Origin of the sequence: Blautia aquisgranensis, from assembly GCF_040096615.1 — a bacterium.
GTDB classification, from domain to species: Bacteria; Bacillota; Clostridia; order Lachnospirales; family Lachnospiraceae; genus Blautia_A; species Blautia_A aquisgranensis.
Genome location: NZ_JBBMEJ010000022.1, coordinates 1 through 23127, shown reverse-complemented (window position 1 = coordinate 23127; position 23127 = coordinate 1). Strand labels below are relative to the sequence as shown.

Below are 23127 nucleotides of genomic sequence, written 5' to 3'. Positions count from 1 at the left end.
GTCATACATAACTTATAGAAAAAAGAAATCATCTTTTTTCTATAAGTTTATACAGCTTATCCAGTGCCTCGCGGATTCCTCCCACCTCATCGATCAGCCCTTCTTTTACTGCATCTGCCCCTTCCAGCATGGTTCCCACATCTTTGACCAGCTGGGAAGTATCCAGCATCAGTTCCTCCATACGCTCTACCGTGATATGCGAATGTTCTGACACAAAGCCAGTGATCCGGTCCTGAATCTTTTCCATATTACGGTATGTCTGTACTACACCGATAAACATTCCATTCTGGCGTACAGGATGAACCACCATAGTCGCGCTTGGCACAATAAAGGAATAATCTGCGGAAACAGCCAGCGGAACACCAATGGAATGTCCTCCTCCCAGAACCAGGGAAACCGTAGGAATACTTAAAGAGGCAATCATCTCCGCAATAGCCAGCCCTGCTTCCACGTCCCCACCCACTGTATTCAAAAGGATCAGAAGCCCCTCGATTTCTTCGTCATCCTCGATCAGTGCCAGCTTGGGAAGCACATGCTCATATTTCGTGGTTTTGCTATTGGAAGGTGCTGACTCATGACCTTCGATCTCACCGATCACTGTAAGAAGCTCCACCTTATGTTTTCTTGAATTCCCTTCAAGCATTACCTGTCCCATTTCACAGATCTGGCCATTCTGACTGTCCTCCCGGTCCAACTCCTTCTGCTTTTCATTTTCTTTTTTTTCCATATAAAAATACCTCCAGAATCTGAAATTCTGAAGGTATTATATGCAAAAGATCAATTTCTATTCAAAAATCACTCGTCCCAGTTTGTCCATACATCTGTGACATCGTCGTCCTCATCAAGAAGATCCAGTGTTCTGTTAAGATCTTTGATGGCCTGCTCATCAGTAAGTTCTACGTATGTCTGCGGGATCATGGCGATCTGTGCTTCCATAAGTGGAATTCCGGCTTTCTCAAGTGCCTCACGTACTGCACTGAAATCATCTGGTGTAGTAAGGATCTCGAAGCTGTCCTCTTCCTCATTGAAGTCCTCAGCTCCTGCGTCCAGAGCTGTCATCATCAGCTCGTCCGCATCCATTTCACCGCACTCATCCTCAAGTGCTTCCTTATCGATGATGATCTGGCCTTTCTGATCGAACATGAAAGATACGCATCCCTGTGTTCCGATGCTTCCGTTACCTTTGGTAAATGCGTTACGTACATTACCAGCTGTACGGTTCTTGTTATCTGTAAGAGTCTCAACGATGATGGCAACACCATTCGGACCATATCCCTCATATACAGCCTTCTCATAGCTGTCTGCGGAATCTGCGCCTGCTGCCTTCTTGATTCCACGGTCAATGGTATCGTTCGGCATGTTGTTCGCTTTCGCCTTGGCAATGACATCACGAAGCTTGCTGTTGTTTGCAGGATCCGGACCGCCAGCCTTTACTGCCATAACGATCTCACGTCCGATAACTGTAAAGATCTTACCTTTCTTGGCATCGTTTTTCTCTTTCTTATGTTTGATATTGGCAAATTTTGAATGTCCTGACATCTTATCTTCCTCTCCTTGTTCTTACGTTTCACGTATTACAACTCGATTAAATATATCACTTATAGAAGATTTCGTCAAGAATCAGAATATCTGCCTTAAGAAAAACTCCGCTAAAACGTAAGCTCCAGGCTTATCTCAAGGGCATGGTTCACCTTATCCAGCATGGTACCATCCAGATGGCATACCTTATCCTTCAGTCTCCGCTTGTCGATCGTGCGGAGCTGTTCCAGAAGAATTACGGAATCCTTTTCGATCCCGTATGCAGATGCATCGATCTCAATATGTGTCGGCAGCTTTGCCTTGTTCATTTTTGATGTAATGGCCGCGCAGATCACTGTGGGGCTGTGTCGGTTGCCCACATCGTTCTGAATGATCAGTACCGGTCGGATTCCTCCCTGCTCACTTCCCACCACGGGACGCAGATCCGCGTAAAAAATATCCCCTCTTTTTATAACCACACAATTCACACTCCGATTCTGGTCCGGCCTCCCGGCTGTACCAGGAGACTGTAGTCCTTTTTAAGGTTAAGTATTTCCACAATCTCGCTGTGTATACATGCGTGGTAATTTTTTACCCGCTTTCCCTTTCCGGTAAAACAGATATTACCCGATCTGTCCGAGGAATCTGGTCATTATACTTTACTGGAAAAAGCTCTCTTCCTCACCGCATTCCCTACCGTCTTTGATATAAACCCTTGGAACACGCTTGCTGATCTCACAGACAAACTCATAGGAAAATCTTCCGGAAAGATCACCCAGAGTCTCCACACTGATAAACTCATCGCCATCTCTTCCCATCAGTGTCACCTCATCACCAGTCTTCACATCCGGGATATCCGTCACATCCACCATAAACTGATCCATACATACACGACCAAGGATCGGCGCTTTTTTTCCATGGATCAGAACCCAGCCCTTATTGGAAAGCTGTCTCGGGTAGCCGTCTGCATAGCCAACCGGGATCGTTGCCATTCTGGTAAAGCGCTCTGTGACAAAAGTTCCTCCATAGCTGACCTCTGTTCCGCGTTCTACGTTCTTCACATAGGAAACATGGCTCTTTAATTCCATAGCCGGAGTCAGCTTCACCACGTCGCGCTCCACCTCATCAGAAGGATAAATACCGTAAATCGTGATTCCCGCACGCACAACATTTAAGTTTGCCTCCGGAACACGGATGATTCCTGCACTGTTGGAGCAGTGGAGTACCGGAACATGCACGCCTCTTTGTTCCAGAAGGTCCGCAAATCTGAGATATCGGTCAAGCTGTACCAGGGCAGGGGAACGGTCGAACTCATCTGCTCTTGCAAAATGTGTAAACATTCCCTCAATCTCAAGATTCGGGATTTTGGATATCTCCTCGATGCGTACCGCATTCTCCGGAATGTCTGCATAACCGATCCGGGTCATTCCTGTGTCAAGCGCCAGATGAATATGTACATTTTTTCCGATGCGCTCTGCTGCTTTTGCATATTCCACGGCAGTATTCAGATCTGAAATGGTGATCCGGATATCATTGGCAGCCAGCTCCTCGTAATATTCCTCAAAGACAAGCCCCAGGATCAGAACCGGCTTCGTAATGCCTGCATGTCGAAGCTCCAGTGCTTCTTCAGCGGTAGCTGTCGCAAAGCCCCAGATGTAATCGTAATCATGGATCAGTCTGGCAATGGCTCTGGCACCATGTCCATAGCCATCCGCCTTGATCACTGCGATGATCTTCGTTCCTTCCTTGATGTTCCTGTGCATTTCCTCAAAGTTGTGGGCAATGGCATCTAAAGATACCAGTGCTTTGACTCTCTCGTATTTTTTCATAATTTTGACTCCTCTTCACCTATAGCTAAAGCCTGCGGCAGATATTCGATGATATCTCCTGCCAGCATACTGCGCTTTCCTTTTTTCGTGGCTGCAAGATCGCCGCAAAGTCCGTGAAGATAAACACCTAACGCGGCCTTTAAAACCATGGGAGGCTGTTCCTCCGTTTTCAGATACATACATAATACGCCTGCAAGAAGCCCGGAAAGCACATCTCCGCTTCCTGCTGTGGCCATGCCGGAATTGCCGGAAAGATTCAGATAAATATCCTCTCTGCCATCTGTAATAACCGTACATGCGTCTTTCAGTACACAGACAGTGCCGGTTTCTCCGGCATAATCAATGGCAGTTCGGGCAAGTGTTTCCTGAATTTCCCGGATCGTTTTGCCGCAGAGGCGACTCATCTCTCCGATATGCGGAGTCAGAATCACATTCTCACCTAAGAATTCCTTCCACTGAGGATGCGCGGCCAGAAGATTCAGCCCGTCTGCATCCAGCACAAGATACTTCTTTTCGCGGGCAGCTGCCGTGAGAAACCACTGTTCTCTCTCACGGCTCTCCCCGGAAGTTCCAAGTCCCGGTCCGATCACGATCACATCGCACCAGGAAAGAAGCTGTTCATTGGATTCCTCATCAAAACGGGTGCATACCATAGCCTCCGGAAGAAGGATCTGCAATGGGATCCGGTTCTCCTCCACTGTCTGAATCTTCACCATTCCCGCCCCGGCCCGGAGTGCTGCGCTTGCGCTTAAGTAAGCTGCTCCGCACATACCTGCACTTCCGGTAACAAAAAGAATTTTTCCGAAGGTACCTTTATTTCCGCCGGGATCACGCTCCGGAAACAGCTTCAGGTCTTTCTTTTCCAGACAGCGTGCGGATGCCTTCACAGCTTCCTGCTCATAGATCCCGATATCAGCTACCACGATCTTTCCTGCATACAGCCTTCCCGGATAAAAGCAAAGTCCTCTCTTCCGGTATGCGAATGTGACAGTCAGATCTGCGCTGAAAGCAATGCCCATTTCCAGGCCAGTATCTCCGTTAACTCCTGATGGGATGTCTACAGCGATCTTTTTGGCCCGCGCACTGTTCATCTCATGAATGATCTCAGCATATCGTCCCTCGATCGGACGCGCAAGCCCCACACCGAACACGGCATCTACTATAGTAGTATATTCACTCCAGTCCGGGTTATTCACCTCCGGCACATGATAACCGGTGGCGATCTTGTATTGTAAGGTCGTCTCCCGGGTCATTTTTTCTTTGTTTCCGGCCATGTAGAAATCTGCACGAATTCCTTTCAGATGAAAGATCCTGGCAACCGCAATTCCATCACCGCCATTGTTTCCGCTTCCGCAGACAACCAGGATCCGTTCATTCTTTCCAAGGTACTTCTCTGTCTCTTCTACGACCTTCAGTGCTGCCCGCTCCATCAGAACTTCTGATGCCACTCCGATCTTGTGGATTGTGGCACTGTCCAGATTCTTCATTTCCCCGCAGGTAACAAGCTTCTTCATGCTGTTTCTATACCTCCCTCTGTAACAGAGAAAGCTGCCGTCTCCGGCAGCCTCATTCTCTGATTTTACTATTCCACATGCTCCTGCCTGTATTTACTCAGATTATAAGACAGTGTCATCAGACTCTCGGAAAGATGTACGTTCTCCACGATCACATCATCCGGTGTCTCCAGATCAAGATGTGCAAAATTCCAGATAGCCTTAATACCGTTCTCTACCAGAATATCTGCCATTTCTTTGGCCTTATTCTTAGGAAGAGTAAGAATAGCGATCTCCACGTTATTCTCTTTCAGGAAAAACGGAAGCTCACTGAGCATCTGGATCTCCAGTCCGCGGACTGCAATTCCCTCAAGAACAGGGTTTACATCAAAAATTCCTACCAGCTTAAAGCCCCTTTTCTCAAAGTCCACATAATTGGCAAGTGCCTGTCCCAGATTACCTGCACCAAGAATGATCATCGGATGAATCGTATCCAGTCCCAGGATCTTACCGATCTCCGTATAAAGATAATGTACATTATAGCCATACCCCTGCTGACCAAAACCGCCAAAATTATTAAGATCCTGACGGATCTGGGAAGCTGTGGTGTGCATCTTCTTACTTAATTCATTGGAAGAAATACGCTCTACATTGTCTTCCATCAGCTCTCCTAAGTAGCGGTAGTAGCGTGGCAGACGCTTAATCACCGCTTTCGAGATTTGTTTTGTCTCCACGATAGTTTCCCTCCTTATCTTACACTAGGTTAATTATACCGAATTGATATTTTCCTGTCAATTAATCTTGTGACTTATGTACAAATTTCTTCATATTTTTTCAAATATTTGATTTTTTCTTTGAAATCCCCGCGGTTTCCGTTATAATAGGTAGAGGATTTTTCCTGTTTTTTACGAAACAGAGACAGGATCCTTTGTACAGGAGGACAGTTTTTATGATTTTATCATGTCAGAATATATGCAAAGCCTTTGGCGAAAAAGTAATCTTGAACGACGCATCCTTTCATATTGAGGATCGTGAAAAGGCAGCTCTGATCGGCTGCAACGGTGCAGGTAAGACTACACTTCTCCGCATTATCATGCAGGAGATTTCCGCGGATTCCGGTACGGTGGTGCTCGCCCGCGACAAAAATATCGGTTACCTTGCCCAGTATCAGGATATCCACGGGCACCATACCATATACGAGGAGCTTCTTACCACCAAGCAGCACATCATCGATATGGAACGCCGCATCCGCTCCCTGGAGCAGGAAATGAACAACGTTACCGGCGATGACCTGAACCGTCTGATGGAGACCTATACCCGTCTCACCCATCAGTTTGAGCTGGAGAACGGCTATGCTTACAAGAGCGAGCTTACCGGTGTACTGAAAGGTCTGGGATTCACAGAAGAAGACTATGACAAATACATCGAGACTCTTTCCGGAGGCCAGAAGACCCGCGTAGCCCTGGGTAAGATGCTTCTCTCCAAGCCGGACATCCTGCTTCTGGATGAACCTACCAACCACCTGGACATGGAGAGCATTTCCTGGCTTGAGACTTATCTTCTCAATTATCCGGGCGCGGTATTCATCGTATCCCATGACCGTTATTTCCTGGATAAGGTAGTCACCAAGGTGGTAGAGATCGAGGCCGGCCAGACCCGTGTATACAGCGGAAACTATTCAGCTTATGCGCTCAAGAAGGCACAGCTTCGTGATGCACAGTATAAGGCATACCTGAATCAGCAGCGAGATATCAAACATCAGGAGGCTGTGATCGCCAAGCTGAAATCTTTTAACCGTGAGAAATCCATCAAACGCGCTGAGAGCCGTGAGAAGATGCTGGATCGCGTGCAGCGCATTGAGAAGCCGCTGGAGATCCAGGATCGTATGCGTATCTCCCTGGAGCCCCGCGTTTTAAGCGGCAATGATGTTCTCCATGTAGAAGAGCTTTCCAAAGCATTCCCGGGACAGACACTTTTTTCGGATATTTCCTTTGATATCAAGCGCGGAGAACGTGTAGCTCTCATCGGTAACAACGGAACCGGCAAGACTACTATGCTGAAGATCATCAACGGTCTTCTGGAAGCAGATGCAGGTAAATTTTCCCTTGGCTCCAAGGTACAGATCGGCTATTACGACCAGGAACATCACGTTCTTCATATGGATAAGACAATTTTCCAGGAGATTTCCGATACCTATCCGACTCTTACAGAGACTGAGATCCGTAATATGCTTGCAGCCTTTCTGTTTACAGGGGACGATGTATTTAAAGAGATCTCCGCTCTTTCCGGTGGTGAGCGTGGCCGTGTTTCCCTGGCTAAGCTGATGCTCTCGGAAGCCAACTTCCTGATCCTGGATGAGCCTACCAACCATCTGGATATCGCCTCCAAGGAAATCCTGGAAGAAGCCCTGGTAAGCTATACCGGTACAGTACTGTATGTATCCCATGACCGTTATTTTATCAACCAGACCGCTACCAGGATCATGGAACTGACCAATCAGGCAGTTGTAAATTATATCGGCGATTACGATTATTATCTGGAGAAAAAAGAAGAGCTGACCACTGCCTATGCTCCAGGAATTGATTCCCCTGAAGCCCCCCAGGAAGAAAAAGCAGTCTCCGAGAACAAGCTTTCCTGGCAGCAGATGAAAGAAGAACAGGCAAAAAAAAGAAAACGCGAGGCAGAACTCAAAAAAGTCGAAACCCGCATTGAAGAACTGGAAACAAGAGACCAGGAAATCGATGATACCATGGTTCTTCCGGATGTGTGCACCAACGTGGCAGAATGTACGAAACTCAGCCGCGAAAAAGCCGCAATTGCAGAAGAACTGGAAACACTATATGAGAAATGGGAAGAGCTGGCCTGACGGTCAGCTCTTTTTCCCACTTTCATTCATCGTTTTAATTCTTTCAGAAGAATCTCTTCGAACTGCGGCGCACAGGCAAGGATATCTCCGTTCTTCAGATAAGTCGGCTCCCCACCTTCCCAGGTTCTTACCACACCGCCCGCTTCCCGGACAATGACCGTTCCGGCTGAGTAATCCCAGGGCTTCAGATCCCGTTCAATATAACCATGCTCTCTTCCGCAGGCCACATAGCACATGTCAAGCTCCGCGGAACCTGTACGGCGGAAATCCCCGCATTTCATAAAGATATCATAAAAAATCGGAAAGAGATTCTTCGCCTCGGATTTTGTGTACGGTGTGGAGCCGTAAGAGATTACGGCGTCCCCGAAATTCTCCGTATCCGATACATGGATCTTCCGGTCATTCAGATAAGCGCCCTCGCTTTTTGCTCCATGAAACAGCTCATCCGTAAACGGGTTATAGACTACTCCGAAAACGATCTCTCCCTTTTCGTAGAGCCCCAGTGCCACGGCACTCATATGAAAATCCAGGATCAGATTGGCAGTTCCGTCGATTGGGTCTAAAATCCAGTAAACACCATCTTTTAAAAGTCCGGTGTTCTCTTTCTCTTCCGCGATCAGCGGAATCTCCGGAAAAGCTTTTCCTAGCTCTTCCTTCAGAAAATTCTGCACAGCCAGATCTACGTTGGTCACATAATTGGCTGCTCCCTTTACCATTACTTCTTCCTTCTGCATTTCTCTTAAGATCAGATCTTTTGTCTGTCTTACAAGTTCGATGACTTTTTTCTGCTGCTGTGCTTCGATCATTTTTTCTCCTCTTTTCCGTAATTTTATCCGATCAGCTTGTGAAGATGCAGTTCAAAGCACACACCGTCGTTGCGGTCTGTCCCTTCCTTAACTGCATCCTGAATGGACGCCGAAATAAAATCCACTGCTATCTGTGCACATTTTTCCATAGGATATCCTTTCACCAGGCCTGCACTGAGCACCGATGCAAAAAGATCTCCGGTCCCGGAATAGCTGCCGCCGGATTTCTCCGCAAATATCCAGGAGCTCTTTCCTTTTTCCAGGACAAGATTGCCCATTCGAAGCGGTTCCCCTTCTTCTTTGTGGTCTACACCTGTGATCACTACTGCTGAAAGAGAAAATTTCTCTGCAAGACTGCGCCCGGTCTCCTGGATCCGCACCAGACGCTCTTCTCCGTTTATACTCTGAAATTCCCTCCATTTCTTCTCCATCCCTTCTTTTCCATGAAGGAGAAGAAGTGCCTCCGTGAGATTCGGTGTGATCACATAAGAGCGATTCACCAACTCGCAGAATCTTTCACGAAGTCCCTCTGTATAGATTGGATAGACTTCTCCATCATCCCCCATCACAGGATCTGTAAGGATCAGCGTATCCTTCCCTGCAAATATATCCATAAATTTCAAGATCTGATCCGCCTGTTTCTCATCCGAGAGAAAACCTGTATAGATCCCATCCGGAGAAAATCCCCGTTTCTTCCACTGTTCCATATATAGTTCCATATGCTCCGTGAAATCCTCACAGAAATACGTCTCATAGCCAGTCTGATTACTTAAAACAGCTGTGGGAAACGGACAGGCCTGCACTCCCATAACCGAGATCACCGGAATCGCCGCTGTGAGAGAACATTTGCCCAGTCCGGAAAGATCGTTGATCACTGCTATTTTCTTCATCTTATTTCTCCAGTCTTGAGTTTTTTTCTGTATTATTATAGAATAAACTGTCACGTTAACGCAATCACTTTTGGAAGGAAATTACCATACCAATGTTAAATATATCCGCAGAACACAAAAAAGAGCATCTTTATCTGGAAGTCTATCATTATTACCGGAAGCTGATCATGGAGAACCGGCTTCTCCCGGGAAGCAAAATGCCCTCCCTCAGGAAATGTGCACAGGATCTGAAGCTGAGCCGGACCACTATCGAAACTGCCTATCTCCAGCTGGCAGCCGACGGCTACATTATCGCCAGGGCACAAAGTGGCTATTACGTCACGGATATTGCCAGAAAGCAGCACTCTCTCCCGCACGAAAAACATCCCCAGGACACGGTTCCCTGTATTTACGATTTCGCCTCTTCAGGCGTTGACCGGGAGAGCTTTCGTTTTGACCTGTGGCAGCGCTACATTAAGAGTGCCCTCCGCCAGGATGAGCGCATGCTTTCCTACGGCGAGCCTCAGGGGGAAAAAGATTTCCGGGAAGTTCTCGCAGACTACATCCGGGAACGTCGAAATGTGATCTGTTCCCCTGACGATATCGTAGTCGGCGCGGGTATCCAGAGCCTGCTCCAGATCCTCTGCCCCCTGATCCGCGAGAGAAAGACCGTTTCTTTTCCCACACCTTCTTTTGTACAGGGCAGCACTATCTTTGAAGATCACGGCTTCGAAGTTCATTACCGGGACAAAAACTGTGACGTGATTTATGTATCCCCTGCCCATATGACCAAATGGGGCGAGATCATGCCAGTAAAACGCCGTCTGGAGCTGATCCATCACGCAGAATTATATGATCATCTTATCATCGAGGATGATTTCGAAAACGAATTCGTTTATCTCCAGAAGCCGACTCCTTCTCTTTTCGGACTTGCAGGCGGGGAAAACGTTGTTTATTTCGGCTCCTTTTCCAGGCTGCTGCTGCCTTCCATCCGTCTGAGCTTTATGGTACTTCCGCCTGCTCTCCGGGAGCAGTACAAAAAAAAAGCTGCCTTTTATAATCAGACAGCTTCCAAAGCAGAACAGATTGCTCTTTGTCAGTTTATCCGCGACGGACATCTTCTCTCCCAGACAAGAAAACTCCGCCGTCTCTATTCCCAGAAACTGAAAGCCCTTTCTGCCGCTGTAACGGAAACTTTCGACAAAAACTGCCAGATCAAAACCGGAGCAGCCGGAACCAGCCTTGCCCTCACACTTCCCTGCACACTGACCGGCAAACAGCTGAAAAAAAAGGCACAGGCCAATGGCCTGCGCCTGGAGCTTCTGAAAGAAACCGAAAACGATGTAACGCTGGTTCTTTCCTGCTCTTCCATTCCCATGAATGATTTTCTTCCTGCCTGCCAGCTTCTGAAAGAAGTGCTCGGACAATAACTACTTCCGGCAGACAGAACCTTATAAACGTATGGCAATAACCGGATTTAATCTCTCCGGTTATCGATCATGTACAGAAGTGCATTTACGATACATGCTGCGATATTGCTTCCACCCTTGCGTCCTTTTGCTACAATATACGGAACGTCTGCATGCATGATCAGTTCTTTTGACTGTACCACATTGACGAAGCCTACCGGCACGCCGATGATCAGCTCAGGATTAATCTTGCCTTCCTCGATCAGCTCATAAAGACGTACCAGAGCTGTAGGTGCATTTCCAATAGCAAAGATCAGCTTCTCATCCATCTGAGCTGCTTTATCCATGCTGGCGGTCGCTCTTGTAGTGCCGTTCTTTTTTGCCATGGCAGCTACATCTGTGTCGGACATGAAGCAGTATGCCTCACCACCGTAGCGTGCCAGTGCATGCTTGTTGATGCCGGCTTTTGCCATCTGGGTATCTGTTACAATGCAGGCACCGTTGCGGATGGCTTCCAGTGCTTTCTCCACAGCACCTTCGGAAAAACAGAGATTTTTGGCATAATCAAAATCTGCGCTGGTATGGATACAGCGTTTTACGATCAGCTCTGTTCCCGGGATCAGCGGAGTATCGCCAAGCTCCTGGGTAATGATCTCAAAGCTTCTTTTTTCGATCTCCATAGGTTTTACATTTTCAAGCTCTACTTTCATTTCTCTTCTTCCTCCGTAATCCCGTTTTCCAGAATCTCATAGATTTTTTTCATATCCATATGTTTTCGTAATTCTGCTGCCAGAATATCATACTGCTGTTCCTTGAATGCCGCAAAATCCACGCCCGTCATGTTCTCCACATCGATGCCTTTTTTCTCGCCGATCACACGAATGATGGCTTCTGCTGATTCTTCCTTGTCAAATACACCGTGGATATAGGTTCCGCACACATTTCCCGCAAAAGCACCTTCTTCTTTCTTTTCGCCGCTGACGCTGTCTGTGATCCTGGTAGCTGTGCCTGCATTTTTCTTCAGGACACTTTCTCCCATATGGATCTCATAACCTTCGATCTCCGCACCGGAAAGAGGTGCAAACACGCCGGAAAGCTCTCCGAAATGTCCCTGCACTCTTGTCCGGGTCTTTTTCTCTGCAAAAACAGTTTCCATGGGAAGAAGTCCCATGCCCTTCATGGAACCGCCGTTTTCCACCCCATGAGGGTCACTTAAGGTCTCACCCAGCATCTGATAACCGCCGCAGACACCAAAGATCAGCTTTCCTCTGGAAGCTTCTTTAAGAACCGCTGCCTCCATGCCACTCTCCCGCATCCAGATCAGATCACCCATAGTATTCTTGGTTCCCGGAAGAATGATCATATCCGGAGAATGCAGATCCCGCGGGTGCTTTACATAACGAAGGGAAACCCCCGGAATACTCTCAAACGGATTGAAATCTGTGAAGTTGGAAATTCTTGGTGTACGGATCACCGCGATATCGATGACGCCAGCCTCCTGCTTCCGGTCAAAACGCTCTGTCAGGCTGTCCTCGTCCTCCACCTGGATATCCAGATAAGGGGCAACACCGACCACCGGAATACCGCTGCGTTCCTCAAGCATCTCCACGCCAGGGTCCAGAATGGTCTTATCCCCACGGAATTTATTGATAATAAGACCTTTTACCATGGCCTTCTCATCTTCTTCCAGAAGCTCTACGGTTCCGATCAGCTGTGCAAAAACACCACCCCGGTCAATATCTCCCACAAGAAGGACCGGTGCTTTGGCCATCTTCGCCATTCCCATGTTTACGATATCCTCATCCTTTAAGTTGATCTCTGCCGGGCTTCCTGCACCTTCGATCACGATGATATCATTTTCTGCTGCAAGGGCATTGTAAGCCTTCATCACATCCGGAACCAGTTTTTTCTTATATTTGAAGTAATCCCTGGCACTCATGGTTCCAAGAACCTCGCCGTTTACGATCACCTGGGAACCCACATCATTCGTTGGTTTAAGAAGGATCGGGTTCATAAGAACCGATGGCTTGATCCCGGCTGCCTCTGCCTGCATGACCTGGGCACGGCCCATCTCCAGTCCGTCCTCCGTGATAAAAGAATTCAGTGCCATATTCTGTGATTTAAAGGGAGCCACTTTGTAACCGTCCTGCTTAAAGATCCTGCAAAGTCCTGCGGCCAGCAGACTCTTTCCGGCATTGGACATGGTTCCCTGTACCATTATTGCTTTTGCCATAAAATACCTCCCTCAAGTACTTCGATCAGTTTTACATTCTCTTCATGTGTTTTTACCGCGATCCGGTAAAAGCCCTTCGTAAGCCCCGGATAATTGCTGCAGTCGCGGATCAGGATCCGTTTCCGGAGACAGAAATCAAACAGTTCCTCCGGCCCCTTGAAAAAAATGTAATTGGCCTCTGAGGGAAATACCTGATACCCGATGCGGGTCATCTCCTCCTTCAGCCACTGTGACTCCTGAAAAACTGTCTGACGGCCTTTTTCCACATACTCTGTCTCGGTCAGCGCCTGGATTCCTGCTGCCTGTGCCATAGTGGAAACATTCCATGGCTGAACGCAGAGTTCCATCTTTTCCAGAAGTTTCCGGTTGGAACAAAGTCCGTAGCCCAGCCGCACACCGGCCATTGCATATCGTTTGGTAAAGGCTTTCAGGATAAAAAGATTGTTAAATCCAGAAAGTGACCGTTTCAGAGAATACGCATCCGGCTCTTTTACAAAATCAAGAAAGCATTCATCCACAACAAGAAGGATATCTAACTTCCGGCATTTTTCCAGAATTCTTTTTAAGAGACGGTGCGGGATCAGCATACCGGTAGGATTGTTCGGATTGCATAAAAACGCCATGTCCAGCCCCTTGTGAAGAATATCCAGATACTCCTCTCCCAGCACAAAGCCCGCATTTTCTGTAAGCATATAATATTCCAGCTCACAGCCGGTACTGTGAAGTGCCTGACCGTATTCTGCAAAAGTCGGTGCCGGGATCAGGGCCTTTTTCGGATTTACCGCACGGCACAGGGTAAAGATCACCTCTGCCGCACCGTTGCCGCAGATCACCTCATCCTTCTGTACACCCTCATATTCCGCGATTTTTTCCCGGAGGATATCGCATCCCACCTGAGGGTACTGGGCAATGTGATCCAGGCTTTTGATAATGGCCTGCTTCACGCTTTCCGGCGTCCCCAGAGGATTCAAGTTCGCAGAAAAATCAAGACAATCCTTATATTTGTATACGTCTCCTCCATGCATGTGTTTTGTCATTGGTCACTCTCCTGTATATTTGTCATAATTCCGTTCAGAGAATCAGCATACGGATTCCTCCACTGATCAGAAGAAATACGATGACTCCCAGTATTGATGCTGCATACATCAGACGATTGGCACGCCGGATATCCTCCGGCTCTACCGGACGGATCGAATCACCAATCGTAGGTTTTTCATATAATTTTCCAAAATAATATGCATTTCCCGCAAGCTGTACATCCAGAGCTCCTGCCATAGCCGCCTCTGTCTGTGCAGAGTTGGGGCTTGCATGATTGCGGCGATCCCTTAGATAGATCTTCGCTGCGTTTCTGGTATCCATCCCTGTAAAAACAGTTCCTGCCACCATCAGCCAGCCGGATATCCTGGCCGGGATATAATTGGCCACATCATCAAGCTTCGCGGCCACGCGACCGAAATACAGATATTTATCATTCTTATAGCCCAGCATGGAATCCATGGTATTGATGCCTTTGTAAAGAAACATCAGCGGCACGCCTCCGATAGCCATATAAAACATCGGCGCGATCACACCATCCGAAGCATTCTCCGCCACAGTTTCAACTGCCGCCTTTGTCACACCCGTCTCGGTAAGCTCCTTGGTGTCACGACCCACGATCATGGATACTGCATAGCGAGCCTCATCCAGTGTGCCGTTCACCAGCCGGTCATAAACCTTCATGCTCTCATCCTTCAGGGAACGGGTCGCAAGAAGCTGATAACACCAGAACGCTTCCAGGATAAATCCGGCCCATGGCAGATAGCGGTAAAGATAATGCAGTACCAGAAGCGGTACTCCGCCGCTGAAAAGACAGATCAGAACTACGATCAGAAAACCACCTGCAAGTTCTCCTCCATGATTTTTCGGAAAAATCTTACGGATCGCTTTTTCCAGCACTGCGATCAGATTTCCAATGACGCAGATCGGATGATAAAGCCATCTCGGATCCCCGATCAGAAGATCCAGCACAAAACCAACAGCCAGTGCCGGCAGACTATATTTCAGCATCTTTTTTCTGCCTCCGTTCTTTTTTGTATTCCAGCGCATTTCCCAGAAAATGTGCCGGAACCTTTGGATTTCCATAATAGTAGAGATGCGGAAATCCTGCTATCAGACGGCCTTCTCTGTGCATGCAGTCCCAGCCCCGGGTGGATGCCGGCTTCGCTGCATGAAAAGCTTCTCCACAGTTTGTAGAATCAAAATAGTGGAACTCATGGGCCGGGATCTCGCCCATACCCGTATCCGTTTTTTCCGTAAGGGTAATATATCCAAAACGGTTCAGCTTCGGTGTGCGGAAGGCTTTTCCAGGAATCACACCGCAGAGCTTCCGGAATTTCCCGTCCATATCCTCCATCTCCTGATGAAGATACATAAAACCGCCACATTCAGCCAGACATGGCATTCCGTCCAGGATAGTCTCCCGGATAGCACTGCACATGGACTGGTTATTCTCAAGAGCTTCTCCGTTTAATTCCGGATAACCGCCACACAACAGCAGCCCGTCAAGATTCTCCGGAAGTTCTCTGTCATGGATCGGAGAAAAATGAACAAGCTTTGCTCCCATCTGCTCCAGAAGTGCCAGATTATCTGCATAAAAGAAACAGAAAGCCTCATCATCTGCCACGCCGATCCGCACAGGCTCCTCTGTACGATATCCAAACGCCGGATCTGCGTCTTTTAGATCTTCAGAAGCCGAAAGCTCCGGTGCTTCCCCGGCAAGTTCCAGAATCCCGTCAATATCCAGCGTTTTTTCCAGAACTTCCGAAAGCTTCATAAGACGCGCCTTCAGCTCCGGAATCTCCTCCGGCAGCACCAGACCAAGATGGCGGCTCTCGATAACACAGTCCTCCACCTTCGGCACATAGCCCAGAACCTTCACTGAAAGCTCTTCTTCCAGAAGCTTTTTCATCCGGGGATAAAGCATAGGCGACATCTGGTTAAAGATCACGCCCTGAATATGACTGTCCTTACGGTACTCCAGGAAGCCTTTCACATAAGCAGCCAAGGAAACACTCATTCCTCTGCTGTTGACGATCAGGATCACCGGTGTATCGGTAGCAGAGGCCAGATCATAGGCACTTGCCTTCGTTGTCGTGCCTGCCACGCCGTCATAATATCCCATGACGCCTTCCATCACAGCGATCTCATATCCTGCAGTGTTTTTTGCCAGAAGGTATCTTGTTCTGTCCTCTCCTGTAAAAAAGGTATCCAGGTTCCGGGATTTCGTGCCGATCACACGGCTGTGAAACATTGGATCAATGTAGTCCGGCCCGCATTTAAAAGAAGCCGTCTTTAACCCACGGTTCACCAGTGCCTGCAAAAGCCCACAGGTGATCAGGGTTTTTCCGCTTCCGCTGGCTCCTGCCGCCAGAAGTATTCTTGGAATCTTCACTTAAATTTCCTCCCCTCTTCCGGTACAGGAAATGATATAGATTGGATTTTCTCCCATCATCATATGGTATCTTCCAATAGATTTGGAACGTGCAGCTCCAAGCTGTACGATATCCACATCTGTGAGATCAAAATCCCGGATTGCGTTCATGGCTTCTGTCACGGTTTCCAGAGTGATACAGTTGATCACTATACGGACTTTGGGATTTTTTTCCAGGAGAAGCTTCACGATCGCATTCATGTTTCCTGATGAACCGCCGATAAACGCATGTGTCGGAACCGGAAGCTCTGTCATGGCCTCCGGAGCTGTTCCCGGTACGATGGTAAGATTATCTGCCGCAAATTTCTGTTTATTCTCCTTCAGCAGCGCCAGCGCATCCTCCTTCTTCTCGATGGCATAGACCTCGCCATTCCATGCCCGAAGTGCCATCTCAATAGATACCGAACCGGTACCTGCGCCTACATCGTAGCATACAGAATCTTCCCCAAGACGCAGCTTGGAAAGGGATACCGTCCGCACCTCTTCCTTTGTCATAGGTGCCTTGCCCCTTAAAAATTCCTCGTCACAGATACCGTGAACCGCACTGAAAGCTCTCGTATTCTCATTGTATGCGGTCACAACACTTAAGGCATCACCACGGTATTCCATGAGATTTGCTGCTTTATCATGAAAGATCTTTTCGTTTTCGTAAGAAAGATTTTCTCCTACATAAAGTGTCACATCACCCATTCCGTAATAAACAAGCTTTGATGCAAGAGCTGCCACCCCGTCTTCTGTTCCCAGAATGGAAAATACCTTCCTGTTATGACGGATCAGCGACACCAGATTGCACTTTCTGCCATGAGCACTGACAATCTTCGCATCATCCCAGGAAAGACCGATCTTTGCCATAAAATATACCACGGATGAGATTCCACAGATTACCTGCACTTCCTCGCCCAGAAGATCCACAAGCTTCTTCGCGCCACTGTAAAAGCCCACATCACCGGAAAACGCAATGGCAACTGTCCGGTATTCCGGATGCGCTTTGATGTATTCCACGATCCGGTCACTGCGGTATTCATGAAGCACTGCCTGCCCCGGTTTCTGCACAGCATCTGTCATCCGCTTCGCGCCGATCAGAAGCTCCGCTTCATCAAAAGCCTGTTTTCCTTCCAGGGTCAGGGTCTTCTGTGCACCCATGCCGATTCCCACAAGAGAAACCTTCTGCTCCAGTTTGAGATCGAACAGCTTTGCCAGAAAGCCTCTGGCCTCCGGCAGGGAAAGTCCCTCCTCCTTAAGCGGACGTCCGATGATCACAGGTGTCACACCGCAGCGCTGGCAGGCTTCCAGCTTCTCCGGAAAACCTCCCGCAAAGCCGGTATCCTTTGTCACAAGATAGCTGCACTGGAACTGCCTGAGCATAGCTTCGTTGATTTCCGTAGAAAAAGGCCCCTGCATACCGATGAGATGCTTTCCCTCGATTCCAAGCTCTGCACAGGACTTTATCACAGACGGAATAGACAGCACCCTGGCAAAAAGCCGCTCTTTATAATCCGGGATTACTGTGAATTTCGCCAGCTCCTTGCTCCCTGTTGTGAGAAAAATATTCCCCTCTGTGCCTGAGAGAAATTCTGCTGCTGCTTCCGGACTGTCCACATAGACCGCCTGGCCACTTTTTTCCCCTTCCGGACGCAGTACACGCTGGTATCGCACTGCGGCGTTCTCGCAGGCTGTTCGTATATTTTTTGTTACTTCTGCCGCGTACGGATGTGTGGCATCCAGCACGATCTCCGGTGTCTCCTTCCGGAAAAGCTCCTCCATATCCTCTGTTTTCAGCCTTCCGGCACTGACATGAAGAAAATCATTTTTTGTAAGAAGAGAGCCGCCATACTCCGTCGCCGCACAGGCATAAACAGAAACCCTGTTCTCCGAGAGAAACTCACAGAGCGCATAGCCTTCTGTGGTGCCTGCAAAAACAATGGCTTTATACATTCTTATATCCTCTTGGTGTTACCATCTTGCCGCCGATGTTCTTTGTCTGGGAATTTCCCACAAAAACAGTGGTAAACATATCTACTTCTGTATCACGAAGCTCCTTTAAGGTCATCACCTGTGCAGTCTCGCCGTCTCTTGCGATCTGTGCAACTGTACCGCAGACAGTATCCGGGGATTTGTATTTCATCATCAGGTCGCATGCTTTCTGGAGATAATCCTTACGCTTTCTGCTGGATGGGTTGTACAGGCATACCACAAAATCAGCCTGTGCTGCTGCCAGAAGTCTTGCCTCGATCTTTTCCCACGGTGTGAGAAGGTCACTTAAACTGATCAGGCAGAAATCATGGATCAGCGGTGCACCAAGAACAGCAGCTCCGCCGGTTGCAGCTGTAACGCCCGGAATAATGGTAAGCTCAACATCCGGATAGTTCTCTCCTACTTCATACATCAGTCCTGCCATGCCATAAACACCGGCATCACCGCTGCAGATCATGGAAACTGTTTTTCCTTTATTTGCCTCCTCGAAAGCAAGCACACAGCGGTCTACCTCTTTTTTCATCGGTGTTGTCATGAACTCTTTTCCTGCAAAATATTCCTTTACAAGGTCAACATATACAGTGTATCCGATGATCACATCACTTTCATTTAATGCACGGATCGCCCTTCCTGTCATCTGGTCGTATGCGCCCGGTCCAATTCCCACAACATAAATCTTACTCAAAACGTATCCTCCGATTTCCGGCTGCAAGAGCGGTGGTCACACCGTCCCGGCCTGTTTTTTTTCTGATCAGGGTCCCCTCGCCTGAGGCCAGCACTGCGCTTCGCTCACAGACATTGTCCACACCTGTTATTTTCTTGACAAATTTTGACGGAGTAAATTCTCCTTTTACTGCTTTCAGTTCCTCCTCCGTAAACGTCTGAAACGGAAGTGACCACTCTTTCGCAAGAGCTAAAAGACCCGGCTCTTCCTTTTTCAGATCAATACTTGCAATAGAACACAAAGCTTCTTTATACAAATCTGCTTCTTCCAGACAGTTTTCGGCTGCCTCAAGGATCGCGGCTGCCTTTTTTTCCTTACGGCAACCCATTCCAAGAACAGCCACAGGCGGAATTACATGGACGGTATTTGGAAATGGCAGACAGCTCTTGTGAATCGTCACTGCAATACCGGTTTCCGGTCTTTCTGCTGACTGCCCGGTGTATTTCTGCCCGGACATTGAAACCGGTTTTCCGGTGCTGTCACAGAGAACCAGCCCTTCCGGCAGTTCCCCCTCCCACGGAAATTCACTGTAAAAACCGATCTGTTCTCCGGAAAGCAGTGCAGCGGAAGCCTCCTTCGCCGCCTTCATATGAAAAATGGCACACCCATTCTTTTTTGCAAAAACATCGACTGCAAAACGGCTGTGAAGATCTGTAGCAGTAGTTACTACAGGCGTAGCCTTAAGATGTGTGGCACAGCGAAGTGCCAGCTCATTAGCACCTCCAAGATGCCCGGAAAGAAGGGAGATCACAAATTTCCCACATTCATCGATCACAAGAACAGCGGGATCTGTTTTTTTCCCCACAATATAAGGTGCAATACTGCGTACGGCGATCCCGCAGGCACCGATAAAGATCACGCCATCCATTCCGGAATGGAACTGTTCTCCTGCCCACTGTGAGGTGGAAGCAACCATAGAATCCGGAAGATACCGGCTCTTTTTTGCCAGCGTTACGATGTCTCCTTCTCTTTGCAGTGCCTTTTGAAGTTTTTCTCCTGTCTCCAGTCCTGTCATACTGAAGCAAATCATGGAAATATTCATGTTTTATTTCGTAGCCTCGCGGAATTCTGTTGTAAATCCTGGATCATACAGCTTGGAGCGGTCATAATGTGCGGCATTTACCGCATCTCCTACCAGCATAAGAGCTGTTTTCGTAATGTTGTTCTCTTTTGCTGTCTGTGCCAGAGTTCCTACTGTACAGATAAATTTCTTCTCATCCGGCCAGGTTGCCTTGTAAACGATAGCCGCCGGTGTATCCTCGCGGTATCCGCCTTCAACCAGTCTGCGGCTCAGCTCCTCCAGCATACCGGTACTTAAGAAGATAACCATAGTCGCATTGTGTGCTGCAAAGGACTGGATGCTCTCTTTTGCCGGAACCGGTGTTCTTCCTTCCATTCTTGTGATGATCACACTCTGGGAAATATCCGGAAGTGTGTACTCCAGATTCAGAGCGGAAGCCGCGCCACAGAATGCACTGACTCCAGGACAGGAATCATACGGAATTCCCTTCTCATCCAGAATATCCATCTGCTCACGGATAGCACCATAGATACATGGATCTCCGGTGTGAAGTCGAACCGTCATCTTGCCTTCTGCTTCTGCTCTCTCCATAACGGAAATTACTTCCTCGAGAGTCATTTTTGCACTGTTATGAATAGTGCATACATCCTTGGAATACTCCAGAAGCTGCGGATTTACAAGGGATCCTGCATAGATGATCACATCCGCTTCCTCCAGATACTGTTTTCCTCTTACTGTGATAAGATCCGGTGCTCCCGGACCTGCTCCTACGAAATGTACCATAATCTATTCCTCTGTCCTTTCTTTATTTTCTTTGATAATGATCAGTGAATAATAGCCTGCATCCTCCGGGATTTCTTCTACAGTGCGGAAGATTTTTTCATCCGGCATACCGCAGTTCTCGATCATCATGGCTTCTGCCCCCTGTGCAAGAAGCTCTGCCTTAACATTCTTCATTTTCTTTCCGGCTTTCATGAGAACCTTGGTTCCCGGAAGCTTCAGTGCATCCTCGATCTGATAAGAAGCCGGGATCACATGAAGCGGTTCTGCCTTCTCTACAAGTCCTGTGTTCAGACGTGCGGAAACTGCACAGAAAGATGTGATTCCACAGACGATCTCGGTTTCATATCCCTGAGCCACCAGTCTGTGATGTACATAGAGATATGTGGAATATACTGTCGGATCTCCCAATGTAAGAAATACCACATTTTTCCCCTGATCCAGTACTGCCTTTACTTTGTCTGCGCCTGCATCGTGGTAGCTTTTCAGAACTTGCGGATCCTTTGACATGGGGAAAGGAACTGCAAGGAGTTCTTTTTCGCCAAGCTGTGGATATGCGCCCTCCACGATCTTAAATGCTACGGTATCCTCCGGAACTTCTCCCGGAAGTGCGATCACATCTGCCTCTTTTACAAGACGAAGTGCCTTTAAGGTAAGAAGCTCCGGGTCTCCCGGTCCTACACCTACACCATATAATTTACCTGCCATTTTTCTTTCCTCCTAATATATCTTTTTATACAAAACAGTTATTCTGCTGTATTTTCTTTTTTATTTACTGCTCACCATTCCCCGATTCTCCCTGTTTCTGTATGGCATCGATCAGCTTCCCAGCATCCCGGGTCTGCCCCAGGAATCCATACACATTGGAGAACACCACAGCTCCCAGAAGAATCTGCTCATAGGAACGGTGATCCAGGTAAAACTGAATCTTTTCCATAACGATCGCCATAGTTTCTTTCAGGATTCCATACCTGTCCAGAATCGAAAGCGCATCGTCCGTGGTTCCAGCCTTCAGGATCTCCCGGGCACAGTCAAGTGTGCCACCTGCGCGTATGGCACTGGCACATAAAACTTCCATTCTGCCATCTGCACAGTGGGAATGGGTATTCATGATCCCGGCTGCAACTTTTACAAATTTGCCGATATGGGCTACAAAAAGAACGCCTTTTACGCCCATATCTATTGCCATATCTATAGTCTCTCCTACATAATTGCTGCATTTAATATTGTTTTCAAAGGGGATGGTCATATGCTCCCTGAGATAATCTGCCCCGTAATTGCCCGGTGTCACCAGAATGTAATTTTCTCCCTGGCAGAAGTGTTGTTTCATTTCCACATGGATACTCTCGATCAGCGCCTTTTCACTCATAGGCTCTACGATGCCGCTGGTTCCCAAAATAGAGATTCCTCCCAGGATTCCCAGTCTTGGATTAAATGTTTTTTTTGCGATCTCTTCTCCTTCCGGAACGGAGACGGTCAGTTTCAGAATTCCTTCGTAGTCGTATTCCTGAGCAGCTTCTTCTGCTTCTCTTAAGATCATCGCTTTGGGAACGGGATTGATGGCTGCCTCACCTACCTGCTGGGAAAGACCTGGTTTTGTGACGCGGCCTACACCGACTCCGCCATCCAGAATGATATGGGGAAGGGTGCCGCCCTTTTTTTCATCCTGAGGATGAGGTTCCAGACAAGAAAGTTTTTCTGCTTTTACGTAGACCAGGATGCCGTTAGTGGTGTCCGGGTCGTCGCCTGCGTCTTTCTGTACTGCACAGGAGACGTAGTTTTCTCCTGTGGTGATGTCGTGAAGCTCCAGGGTGAGGGTAATTCCCTTTGGGGTGAGGAGCTGTACCTCGGAGAGTTTTTTGCCGGAGAGCAGCATGCGGACTGCCCCGCGGGTTGCTCCTGCCGCACAGGAACCAGTTGTGTAGCCGTAGCGGAGGCGTTTGTTGTTTTTTATGATGTATTGGTTTTCCAGGCCGTTCATTGGATGGCACCTCCTTTTTTTAATGAGTTTTTTTGTAGGAAAATTTTTTTCTTAATATTATTTTCTGCTTTTTTAAAGCGGGGAAATTCTGCGGGGGAGGGGAAGCACTCATAGTTGCGAAGGCCGTTTCCCCTCCCCACACCCCAACCCGCCGG

Annotated in this window: 21 protein-coding genes; 2 read left to right on the top strand and 19 right to left on the bottom strand. The window is 48.1% G+C overall.

Translation table 11 applies throughout. The features are described from left to right. Positions 1 to 28: 28 nt before the first annotated feature. From WMO28_RS14590 to WMO28_RS14565, 6 genes are all read right to left on the bottom strand, one after another. A complete protein-coding gene (locus WMO28_RS14590; RefSeq protein WP_349057464.1) occupies positions 29 to 727 on the bottom strand; it encodes a ClpP family protease in 699 nt (232 codons plus the stop codon). 68 nt (positions 728 to 795) lie between these two features. Then, positions 796 to 1539, bottom strand: coding sequence for a YebC/PmpR family DNA-binding transcriptional regulator (locus WMO28_RS14585; protein WP_178644786.1), 744 nt, complete (start codon positions 1537 to 1539; stop codon positions 796 to 798). A gap of 110 nt (positions 1540 to 1649) precedes the next feature. Beyond that, positions 1650 to 1997 carry a type II toxin-antitoxin system PemK/MazF family toxin gene (locus tag WMO28_RS14580; RefSeq protein ID WP_178644788.1) on the bottom strand — a complete coding sequence of 116 codons (348 nt, stop codon included), beginning with the start codon at positions 1995 to 1997 and terminating at the stop codon, positions 1650 to 1652. A gap of 180 nt (positions 1998 to 2177) precedes the next feature. Further along, positions 2178 to 3347: an alanine racemase gene (gene alr, locus WMO28_RS14575; RefSeq protein WP_349057463.1), complete on the bottom strand. Its 1170-nt coding sequence runs from the start codon at positions 3345 to 3347 to the stop codon at positions 2178 to 2180. After that, positions 3344 to 4861: an NAD(P)H-hydrate dehydratase gene (locus WMO28_RS14570; RefSeq protein WP_349057462.1), complete on the bottom strand. Its 1518-nt coding sequence runs from the start codon at positions 4859 to 4861 to the stop codon at positions 3344 to 3346. Before WMO28_RS14570 ends, alr begins: the two co-directional genes overlap by 4 nt. Before the next feature lie 68 nt (positions 4862 to 4929). Beyond that, complete coding sequence (locus tag WMO28_RS14565; protein WP_178645120.1) at positions 4930 to 5574, bottom strand: redox-sensing transcriptional repressor Rex; 645 nt, start codon at positions 5572 to 5574, stop codon at positions 4930 to 4932. A gap of 215 nt (positions 5575 to 5789) precedes the next feature. On the opposite strand from WMO28_RS14565, the gene abc-f reads away from it, so the two are divergent. Beyond that, a complete protein-coding gene (gene abc-f, locus WMO28_RS14560) occupies positions 5790 to 7706 on the top strand; it encodes a ribosomal protection-like ABC-F family protein (RefSeq protein WP_349057461.1) in 1917 nt (638 codons plus the stop codon). 26 nt (positions 7707 to 7732) lie between these two features. Here abc-f and WMO28_RS14555 read toward each other — a convergent pair whose 3' ends face one another. Both WMO28_RS14555 and WMO28_RS14550 read right to left on the bottom strand, forming a co-directional pair. Continuing rightward, positions 7733 to 8512 (bottom strand): inositol monophosphatase family protein, encoded by a 780-nt coding sequence (locus tag WMO28_RS14555; RefSeq protein ID WP_349057460.1) that lies wholly within the window; start codon positions 8510 to 8512, stop codon positions 7733 to 7735. Between the two features lie 23 nt (positions 8513 to 8535). Then, a complete protein-coding gene (locus WMO28_RS14550; protein ID WP_178645123.1) occupies positions 8536 to 9402 on the bottom strand; it encodes a pyridoxamine kinase in 867 nt (288 codons plus the stop codon). Positions 9403 to 9494: 92 nt separating this feature from the next. Between WMO28_RS14550 and pdxR the strand changes: the two genes are divergently transcribed. Continuing rightward, positions 9495 to 10811 (top strand): MocR-like pyridoxine biosynthesis transcription factor PdxR, encoded by a 1317-nt coding sequence (gene pdxR / locus WMO28_RS14545; protein ID WP_349057459.1) that lies wholly within the window; start codon positions 9495 to 9497, stop codon positions 10809 to 10811. A 47-nt stretch (positions 10812 to 10858) separates the two neighbouring features. On the opposite strand, the gene WMO28_RS14540 is transcribed toward pdxR, so the two are convergent. The 11 genes from WMO28_RS14540 to cbiD form a co-directional block, all read right to left on the bottom strand. Further along, a complete protein-coding gene (locus WMO28_RS14540) occupies positions 10859 to 11500 on the bottom strand; it encodes a precorrin-8X methylmutase (RefSeq protein ID WP_178645125.1) in 642 nt (213 codons plus the stop codon). Next, a complete protein-coding gene (locus WMO28_RS14535) occupies positions 11497 to 13023 on the bottom strand; it encodes a cobyric acid synthase (protein ID WP_349057458.1) in 1527 nt (508 codons plus the stop codon). Before WMO28_RS14535 ends, WMO28_RS14540 begins: the two co-directional genes overlap by 4 nt. Continuing rightward, on the bottom strand, positions 13008 to 14060 hold the full coding sequence (gene cobD, locus WMO28_RS14530) for a threonine-phosphate decarboxylase CobD (RefSeq protein WP_349057457.1): 1053 nt from the start codon (positions 14058 to 14060) through the stop codon (positions 13008 to 13010). Before cobD ends, WMO28_RS14535 begins: the two co-directional genes overlap by 16 nt. Before the next feature lie 34 nt (positions 14061 to 14094). Beyond that, on the bottom strand, positions 14095 to 15069 hold the full coding sequence (cbiB, locus tag WMO28_RS14525) for an adenosylcobinamide-phosphate synthase CbiB (RefSeq protein WP_349057456.1): 975 nt from the start codon (positions 15067 to 15069) through the stop codon (positions 14095 to 14097). Then, on the bottom strand, positions 15056 to 16453 hold the full coding sequence (locus WMO28_RS14520) for a cobyrinic acid a,c-diamide synthase CobB (protein WP_178645129.1): 1398 nt from the start codon (positions 16451 to 16453) through the stop codon (positions 15056 to 15058). The genes cbiB and WMO28_RS14520 overlap by 14 nt, the downstream gene beginning before the upstream one ends. Continuing rightward, the gene (cobK, locus tag WMO28_RS14515) at positions 16454 to 18427 is read right to left on the bottom strand and encodes a precorrin-6A reductase (RefSeq protein WP_349057455.1); all 1974 of its coding nucleotides are present in this window, start codon (positions 18425 to 18427) and stop codon (positions 16454 to 16456) included. Beyond that, positions 18420 to 19151, bottom strand: coding sequence for a precorrin-3B C(17)-methyltransferase (cobJ, locus tag WMO28_RS14510; protein WP_349057454.1), 732 nt, complete (start codon positions 19149 to 19151; stop codon positions 18420 to 18422). The genes cobK and cobJ overlap by 8 nt, the downstream gene beginning before the upstream one ends. After that, entirely contained in the window at positions 19144 to 20205 is a 1062-nt protein-coding gene (locus WMO28_RS14505) for a cobalt-precorrin 5A hydrolase (protein ID WP_349057453.1), read from the bottom strand. Before WMO28_RS14505 ends, cobJ begins: the two co-directional genes overlap by 8 nt. A 30-nt stretch (positions 20206 to 20235) precedes the next feature. Beyond that, positions 20236 to 20994 carry a precorrin-4 C(11)-methyltransferase gene (gene cobM, locus WMO28_RS14500; RefSeq protein ID WP_178645133.1) on the bottom strand — a complete coding sequence of 253 codons (759 nt, stop codon included), beginning with the start codon at positions 20992 to 20994 and terminating at the stop codon, positions 20236 to 20238. Positions 20995 to 20997: 3 nt separating this feature from the next. Continuing rightward, on the bottom strand, positions 20998 to 21699 hold the full coding sequence (cobI, locus tag WMO28_RS14495; RefSeq protein ID WP_349057452.1) for a precorrin-2 C(20)-methyltransferase: 702 nt from the start codon (positions 21697 to 21699) through the stop codon (positions 20998 to 21000). Between the two features lie 64 nt (positions 21700 to 21763). Continuing rightward, positions 21764 to 22972 (bottom strand): cobalt-precorrin-5B (C(1))-methyltransferase CbiD, encoded by a 1209-nt coding sequence (cbiD, locus tag WMO28_RS14490; protein ID WP_349057451.1) that lies wholly within the window; start codon positions 22970 to 22972, stop codon positions 21764 to 21766. Positions 22973 to 23127 lie beyond the last annotated feature (155 nt).